The following is a 1,121-nucleotide window of genomic DNA, read 5'->3' on the forward strand; positions in this document are numbered from 1 at the left end:
CGCCCGGGACGTGGCGGCCCGCGACGCCGAGATCGCCCAGGCGCAGGCCAAGACCCGGGAACTCGAGACCGAACTCGCCAGCGCCCGCGAGGACGGGACCGCGAGCGCCGCCACGCTCCGCGTCCTCGAGGAGGCGCACGCGGACCTGCTCGACAGCCTCCTGGCGGTCCGGCAGGGCCGGCGCGCCGAGCAGACGCCGGCCGGCAATGCCGACGCGAATCCCGTCGCCCAGGCGGCGGAGCGCGACGACTTGCGCGCCAGCCTGAAGGCCGCCGAGGAAGCTCTCGCCCAGACGCTGGCGGATCGTCAGGGCGGCGTCGAGCGAGAGAACGCCGACCTGCGCAGGCGGATCTCGGAGGTCGCCGACGCCCTCACCGGCCAGGACCGGATGCCCAGGGCGACCTTTCCGGCCCCGCAGCCCGAGCGCGTCTGATCGGAGCGCAAAGCCCGATCGCCGCTGAGAAACGTTCGCTGATTGCCTTGTTTCGACCATGCAAAGGCATCATCGCAACCGGGACTTTTCCCGACATTCCTGCCTCCGAGAGATGGTACGTATCCCCATGCGCCTGAAGCCAATCCTTCTCGCCGTCGCGGCGGCTACCGCCCTGACGCTGCCGGCCGCGGCGCAGCAGTCGAAGCGCGGCAACGAGACCCTGAAGAAATACTGCACCGGGGATTATCTGACCTATTGCGGCAACCTGGCCCCCGACGATCCGGCCACCGACGCCTGCTTCCAGAAGAACTGGAAGAAGCTCAGCGAGAATTGCCGCCGGGCGATCGACGCCTACGAGGCCCAGCAGCAGCAGGACGCCCCGGCCAAGGGCAAGCAGGGCGCACGCGGGACCAAGGATCAGCGCGGCTGAGGCCAAGCCCGGCTTGCTGTGGCGGGTCGGCGCTCGCGCCGGCGCCCGCCAACCGCTAAGGTGAGGCTCCCGCCGGCCCTCGAGCGCCGGCGCCGAGCCCGCCGGATCCTCGCGCGATGTTGTCGTCTCCCGCCCTGAAGCTCCTCGCCGCTTCCGGCCTCGTCGCCCGCGAAGGCCTCCGCGAAGACCCGGTAGTGCCGCTCCAGGGTGGCGCTGCTGTAGCAGTAGAAGGGCGTGCCGACTTCCGCTGCGAGATCC

1 protein-coding gene and 1 pseudogene are annotated in these 1,121 nt (G+C 70.9%); both read left to right on the plus strand.

Translation table 11 applies throughout. The annotated features are described in order from the left end of the window. Positions 1 to 433 (plus strand): annotated as a pseudogene (locus tag FV228_RS30480) (hypothetical protein); the annotation flags it as partial. Positions 434 to 560: 127 nt separating this feature from the next. Further along, positions 561 to 863 carry a 3',5'-cyclic-nucleotide phosphodiesterase gene (locus FV228_RS30485; RefSeq protein WP_147857822.1) on the plus strand — a complete coding sequence of 101 codons (303 nt, stop codon included), beginning with the start codon at positions 561 to 563 and terminating at the stop codon, positions 861 to 863. The last annotated feature ends 258 nt before the right edge of the window (positions 864 to 1,121 follow it).

This window comes from Methylobacterium sp. WL18 (genome assembly GCF_008040015.1).
GTDB classification, from domain to species: domain Bacteria; phylum Pseudomonadota; class Alphaproteobacteria; order Rhizobiales; family Beijerinckiaceae; genus Methylobacterium; species Methylobacterium mesophilicum.

Excerpts from the sequence above, each read along its gene's own strand:
- FV228_RS30485 (WP_147857822.1), top strand. The coding sequence starts at position 561 with ATGCGCCTGAAGCCAATCCTTCTCGCCGTCGCGGCGGCTACCGCCCTG.